This is a genomic window from Culturomica sp., assembly GCF_003524185.1.
GTDB lineage: Bacteria > Bacteroidota > Bacteroidia > Bacteroidales > Marinifilaceae > Culturomica > Culturomica massiliensis.
The window spans coordinates 44,187-50,345 of the sequence record NZ_DOED01000026.1; the positions used below are offsets into that span (position 1 = coordinate 44,187).

A 6,159-nucleotide genomic window follows, 5' to 3' on the forward strand; every position below is an offset into this window, starting at 1 on the left:
AAACGACCGATTATTTTAGGAAAAATACAAGGATCTTTTCTGTCGGACATATTATAAGATGACGCATATTGGCGTTTATTATTGTTTGTGTTTTAAGGGGGTAATGTTTTTATTTTTAAGTATTTATATTTGATTCTATTGTCTCTGTTTCCCTTGTTTATAAGCAGAGCCTTTTTATAGTTATGAAAAATTTTGGAATAGCTTGTCCGGATTTTTTCCGGGAAGAGATACGTAATGATTATTTGGTACCGGCGGCCATGAAAAGGGCCTGGGCCTGTCAACTGGACCTTTTGAAAGAATTATTGCGTGTATGCGATAAATACAACCTGAAATGTTGGGCCGATTACGGAACATTATTGGGAGCCGTCCGGCACAAAGGTTATATTCCGTGGGATGACGATATCGATATGGTGATGTTGAGGGAAGATTATGATAAACTTGTAGAAATTGCGGATAAGGAACTCAAACATCCTTATTTTTTGCAAACAATCTATTCGGACAAGCATTACAATCATCGTCATGCTCAATTAAGAAACAGCGATACTGCTGCCATTCCCGAAGGGGATTTCCGCAGAAAATACAACCAGGGTATTTTTGTCGATATTTTTATATTGGACAGCTATCCGAAAGCGATAAAATATTCTTATCGGATGGTTCGTAAAGTGAAGTTGTATCGGGTACTTCTGAAATTGGCCATTCGCCTGATGAATTTACTGCCGGATGGATTGTATCAGAGATGGCGTTTGGATAGTAAAGTGTTTCGGAAGTATGAGAATGTATTGAGGAAAAACAGGCTGGAAGATACAGAATTTGTGGCGGCGATCTCTTTTAATTTTAGGCAAAAAATCAGAGATAAAGCTTGGTATGCCGAGACATTATGGGTGGATTTTGAGCATATGAAAATGCCTGTGCCTATTGGATACGACCGGATTTTAACCCTGGATTTCGGGCCCGATTATATGACTCCCGTGCAGGCGCCTACATTACATGGAGGATTGATATTTGATACGGAAAAAAGTTATAAGTTGCTACGGAAAGAATTACGGCACGGAAAAATGAAGTAGTATTATTTGTTTTCGGTGTTATGGGGAAATCTGAGTTGTAACAGCTTTTCCAGTAAGTATAAGTCTTCCTTATAAGTCAGCTTTAAATTGACGGTATCCCCGGGAACAACATATATCGGTTCTTCGGGCAGGTATCTGAGAACAATACCGCAGTCATCTGTCGTTTGCAGACGGGGATCTTCCAAAGCTTTCCGGTAAGCCTTTTTTATAACACTAAGCCTGAATGCTTGTGGAGTTTGACTGTTTCGTAAGGTCGAGCGTTGGGGAATGTGCCGTATAATGTTGTTTTCGTTTATTTGAATAACGGTGTCTGTTGTCGGGACGGCAACGTCAACGGCATTGTATGTTTTCAGGGCTTCGATACAGTCGGTCAGGATACGTTCGCTTACCAAAGGGCGCACGGAATCGTGGAATATAAGATTACATTCTTTTTCTTTACAGGCCCGGATAGCATTCCAACTGGATTCGTAACGTTCTTTTCCTCCTGCCAGAATCCGGTTTATTTTTTGATATTTACCCGCTGTGACAATGTCTTGAATATTCTGAATGTAACCGGAATTTGCCACAATGAAAATTTCATGAATAAGCGGATGTTTTTCAAAAACATCCAGTGTATACTCAATGACGCTTTTTCCCGCAATTTGTAATAATTGCTTGGGATAATTCTCCCCCAGGCGGGTACCGCTTCCTCCGGCTAAAATAACGGCTATATTTTTCATGTACGGTTATTTTCTCTCCTGGATTTTTTCACAGGCAGCTTGCATCGCTTTGTAAAAATAATAACCTTCGGACAGACGGTTACTCATGGCTATGATGTTTTTCCGTATTTCCGCATACTCTTCTTCTTTCATCGAATTGAAACGCTGGTTAAGCTCTTCGAGGGAGTCTACACATATACCGATCTTGTTTTCCCGTACAAAAGGAGCCAAGGCCGCTTTATTCCAGATGATGACGGGGAGATGGCAGCGGATGTAGAAGGACGTTTTATGCGGGTTGTTGTATTGCAGGTATTCGCCCCAGTTACCGTCACAAGCAGATATGGAATCTCCGTCCCAGACCAGTCCGAAATGTCCCCGGTTGGTGGAGATCAGTTCGTCGGAAGGTATGAAACCTTTATAGATAATGTGCTTCCAGTTTTGAGCGACTTTCTCATCCAGTCCTTTGCCGTAAACATTGAGTTCGTAAGAAGATATATGATCGTCCAACTGATAAAGGAATGCATTTTTCCGCGGACCGAGTCCTCCGGCATAGATCACTTGAGGAACAGAAGTAACGGGGCAATAATCGATTGCTTTTGTTTCGGATAAATAATCGAATATTTCGAGGCATCCCATGGGCACCTTACATCCTTGCTCTTCCAGCCAGCGCTTCATCGACGGATTGTGTACGATGATATAGTCGCTGTGACTTAATTTTTTTATTTCCTGGGGTACGGTTAATTTTTGTCTGCGGAAACTTCCCAGATCGTGTATGAGGGTCACTACTTTACACTTCCGGAAATGAGCCACCCGGCATAGGTAGGTGTAATACTTTTTGAACGGATATTGTATAAGAAGAACTTCGTTTTTATGTAAACAGAACGGTATTTTCAGAATGATTCCGAGTTTAACGAAGAATTTCCCGATTTTACCGGAGGGTTTTTTACTGCTGCCGATGTTCCGATAGCCTGCACGATTCATCAATATGTCGATGTCGTTCTTGGCTTTGTTGGTGGAGTGTATTTCGATATAACATTTATTCATAGGGTAGATCTTATAATTCCTGTTCTGTCAGTTTTAAAGCTGCTTCGACAGTATCGTCCATGTCGAAATAAGCATATTGTGCCAGCCGTCCTCCGAAGATAACGCGGGGTGTTTGTCCGGCTTTTTCACTGTATTTCCGATAGGTATCGGAATTTTTTTTGTCGTTAACCGGGTAATAAGGTTCGTCTCCTTTGGTAAATTCTTTCGGGTACTCCCGGGTAATGACGGTAACGGGCTGGGTCCCGAATTCGAAATGCTTGTGTTCGATAATCCGTGTATAGGGAACTTCGCGTTCGTTATAGTTGACAACGGCATTGCCCTGGAAGTTGTCGATGTCCAGGTATTCATGTTCGAAACGGAGACTACGGTAATCCAGAGCTCCGAATTCGTAATTGAAATATTCGTCGATGCAGCCTGTAAACAGGATTTTGTCTGCCAGCTTATCAAAATGAGAACGATCACTGAAATAATCGGTATTCGTGCGTACCTCACATCCTTCGAGCAAAGCGGTAATCAATTTGTTATAACCGCCGACAGGAATGCCCTGGTAGAGATCGTTAAAGTAGTTGTTATCGTAAGTAAAACGGAACGGAAGACGGCGGATGATAAAGGCCGGAAGTTCGGTGGCAGCCCGGCCCCATTGTTTTTCCGTATATCCCTTGATGAGGATGCGGTAAATATCGTCTCCGCATAATTTTAAGGCCTGTTCTTCCAGATTCGCCGGTTCTTCGATATGGCTGTAACGTGCCCGTTGTTCTTCTATTCTGGCTTTGGCTTCAGCCGGTGTATTGACTCCCCATAATTTGTTGAAAGTATTCATATTGAAGGGGAGATTATAGATTTCTCCTTTATAATAAGCCAGTGGAGAATTGGTATAGCGATTGAAGCTTACTAAATCGTTTACATAATCCCAAACTTTTTTATTGGAAGTATGGAATATATGGGCACCGTATTTGTGGATTTGTATGCCTTCGTAATTTTCACAATAAAGATTTCCTCCGATGTGGGATCTTTTGTCGATGAGCAGGCATTTTTTCCCTTTTTTCCGGGCTTCATTGGCGAATACACTACCGAATAATCCTGCACCGACGATTAAATAATCAAATTCTTTTTTCATAAGGTTTGTAGTCTTTCAGGACAAAGATAATGCAAGCCGGATACAGAACCAAATTTATTCGGGCAATGTTAAAAGATTACCTGCTTTTTATAAGGAGTTTGTGGTTATGATCTTTAGAGAAATTTTATTTGAACGTGATTTTTTTTAGAAAGGCTTTACGGCGTTCCCATTGTCTGTCGTGGTGTTTTTTTACCCGGATCATTTTCCGGACGGTATCTGCCGCCCAGCCTCTGGCTTTGACATATTCTCCGGCAACGTGTTCAAAAAGGTCCATTCTTCCGCAGAAACGGGTCAGGTTTTCCATACATTCCCTGTCGGATGGATATTTGCCGAGAGGATATAGTTTCATCCGGTTGATATCGATGATAGAGAAACGATAATGCTCTTCTCCGGAATGATAGAGTACATTGGTGGAATTCAGGTCGTGATGGAGGATGCCCCGGGAATGCAGATGAGCTGCAAAACGAGCAAAATCCGTTGCCAGATCGCGGTCAAATTCTTTCGGTTCTGTCAGGCGTTCGGCTATACCGGGGGCGCCGTCGAAGCCCGTGATAAAATATCCGTATGTGAATAATCCGCTTTTCCACTCTTCGATATAAGCGATTTCCCGGGGGGTGTCAATGCCTCTTGTCCGTAATTGAGCAGCATTGTGGAATGCCCGCGCTGCTTTACTGGCTCTGAAAAAACTGTAGGCGATGCGTTGTATCGCATTGGGAAATTTATACCGCTTTACGACAACTTGTTTAAGTATGTTGTCGGCCGGATTGATAACGAAACTTTTGATTACGTTACGTCCTGAAAAAAGTACGCTACCTTCTTGTTCAAATCGGGAAGGTAATTTTTCGATGAATTCTGTTACTTTAAGGTTATTTTTGTATTCAGGATTATATTCGATTTTCATATTTTGCAGACTTAAAGCTGTATTGAGGCGTTTGTTTCCTTTATTTTTTCAATACGGATTGTCCGGCAAAGATACTTTTTAATTTTTGTTTCCACTTAAACAGATTGCGGTTAATCGAATAATTATAGAAATTATGCCAGTCCTGCATGGAACGGCAAGGTTGAATTTCCACTTTTTGTTTTGGGGCATCAGGGTTTAACCGGTCACACAAAGAGGCTACATATTCAAATTGATTGTAGGACCCCAATACCAGTTGTTTGCATTCGGCCAGAACGGATTTACGTTGTGTATATATGTCTTGGGCAATCAATGTATCGATAAGAGCTACGGTTTGTTCGAAATTGTCCAACTGAATGGGTTGAAAAGAGCTGGCCGGGAAATAATCAGACAAATTGGTACATCCGTAGTAAAACGGAAATGTTTCGGCAAGAAAGCAGTCGGATATTTTCTCAGTCCAATAATAACGTTGGGAAGAATTCTCGATTACGATGTGGTATTTATAGGGAGCCAACACATCCCATTTATCGTCGAAATCCCGGTAACCGCGCCCGAATACATCCAGTTGATCTCCGTAGTGAGCTTTCAGTTTCTCAACGAAACGGATACGATCCAGATGACCTTGCGTAAAAGCTTTATTACTGGTGATGACGGAGATAAGTTTGGTCTTTTTAGGTGCCGAAGCAGCTTTCAGTTGGTCGTAATCTAAACTATAAGCACATTTCCCTTCCGTATCTTCTGTAAATCCGATAAACCAAGGCAATATAGCCGGTCCCAGAATGAGATTCGGATGTTTGGTTTGTTCCTGGCAGGAACATACCGTACCGAACTGGCGGATATAGGGGCGCGGATATACGAGTACGGAACGGGGTTCCGTCGTCAGTAAAATTGTATTTTCCGGAGCGACATAACAGCTTTCGTTTTGCCGTAATCCTTTACCCTGTACGACCCAAAAATCAGGATTTTCTATTTCTTCATTTATGTAGAAACGATATTTACCGTCTGCGGAGATACCTTTACCGCCAATAGTCTGACGTAACATGATTTCACCCAGGTTTTTACGGTAAGGTGTAAATTTCACTTTGTACATATCGTATAAATCTTTTGCCGTTTAGATGTCGATGAGACTGCTATTAAGAATGAAAGTATTTGTATGAAAAAATCTCGAATACTTTCATTTTCAGTAAATCAGGTTTTTGTTTTAGACAGTTAAAAATACCCGTCAAAATTGTAAATTTTAGATTGTAAATTTTGAGTTGTTTGACAAACCGATTGGTTATCAGTTTTTTAAATTTAAAATCGTCAATCGGAAATTCACAATTAAAACGTCCGTTTTAA

At 41.3% G+C, this 6,159-nt stretch carries 6 protein-coding genes; 1 reads left to right on the forward strand and 5 read right to left on the reverse strand.

Going from position 1 to position 6,159, the window contains the following annotated elements; all coding sequences use genetic code 11:
• Positions 1-182: 182 nt before the first annotated feature.
• Complete coding sequence (locus tag DD657_RS09250; RefSeq protein WP_021987578.1) at positions 183-1,064, forward strand: LicD family protein; 882 nt, start codon at positions 183-185, stop codon at positions 1,062-1,064.
• 2 nt (positions 1,065-1,066) lie between these two features.
• Here the strand turns inward: DD657_RS09250 and ispD are convergent, their stop codons facing one another.
• The 5 genes from ispD to DD657_RS09275 all read right to left on the reverse strand — a co-directional run bounded on the left by ispD (position 1,067) and on the right by DD657_RS09275 (position 5,911).
• Positions 1,067-1,783, reverse strand: coding sequence for a 2-C-methyl-D-erythritol 4-phosphate cytidylyltransferase (gene ispD / locus DD657_RS09255; RefSeq protein WP_287049649.1), 717 nt, complete (start codon positions 1,781-1,783; stop codon positions 1,067-1,069).
• Between the two features lie 6 nt (positions 1,784-1,789).
• Complete coding sequence (locus DD657_RS09260; protein ID WP_287049650.1) at positions 1,790-2,806, reverse strand: glycosyltransferase; 1,017 nt, start codon at positions 2,804-2,806, stop codon at positions 1,790-1,792.
• 10 nt (positions 2,807-2,816) lie between these two features.
• On the reverse strand, positions 2,817-3,923 hold the full coding sequence (gene glf / locus DD657_RS09265; RefSeq protein WP_287049651.1) for a UDP-galactopyranose mutase: 1,107 nt from the start codon (positions 3,921-3,923) through the stop codon (positions 2,817-2,819).
• A gap of 124 nt (positions 3,924-4,047) precedes the next feature.
• Positions 4,048-4,824 (reverse strand): lipopolysaccharide kinase InaA family protein, encoded by a 777-nt coding sequence (locus tag DD657_RS09270; protein WP_021987574.1) that lies wholly within the window; start codon positions 4,822-4,824, stop codon positions 4,048-4,050.
• 40 nt (positions 4,825-4,864) lie between these two features.
• Positions 4,865-5,911, reverse strand: a complete 1,047-nt coding sequence (locus tag DD657_RS09275) for a glycosyltransferase family 10 domain-containing protein (protein WP_287049652.1) — start codon at positions 5,909-5,911, stop codon at positions 4,865-4,867.
• Positions 5,912-6,159: the final 248 nt, after the last annotated feature.

What these genes read in the sequence shown, in the direction of transcription:
- DD657_RS09260 (WP_287049650.1), bottom strand. Translation starts at nt 2,806, where the DNA reads ATGAATAAATGTTATATCGAAATACACTCCACCAACAAAGCCAAGAAC.
- DD657_RS09275 (WP_287049652.1), bottom strand. Translation starts at nt 5,911, where the DNA reads ATGTACAAAGTGAAATTTACACCTTACCGTAAAAACCTGGGTGAAATC.
- ispD (WP_287049649.1), bottom strand. Translation starts at nt 1,783, where the DNA reads ATGAAAAATATAGCCGTTATTTTAGCCGGAGGAAGCGGTACCCGCCTG.
- glf (WP_287049651.1), bottom strand. Translation starts at nt 3,923, where the DNA reads ATGAAAAAAGAATTTGATTATTTAATCGTCGGTGCAGGATTATTCGGT.
- DD657_RS09270 (WP_021987574.1), bottom strand. Translation starts at nt 4,824, where the DNA reads ATGAAAATCGAATATAATCCTGAATACAAAAATAACCTTAAAGTAACA.
- DD657_RS09250 (WP_021987578.1), top strand. Translation starts at nt 183, where the DNA reads ATGAAAAATTTTGGAATAGCTTGTCCGGATTTTTTCCGGGAAGAGATA.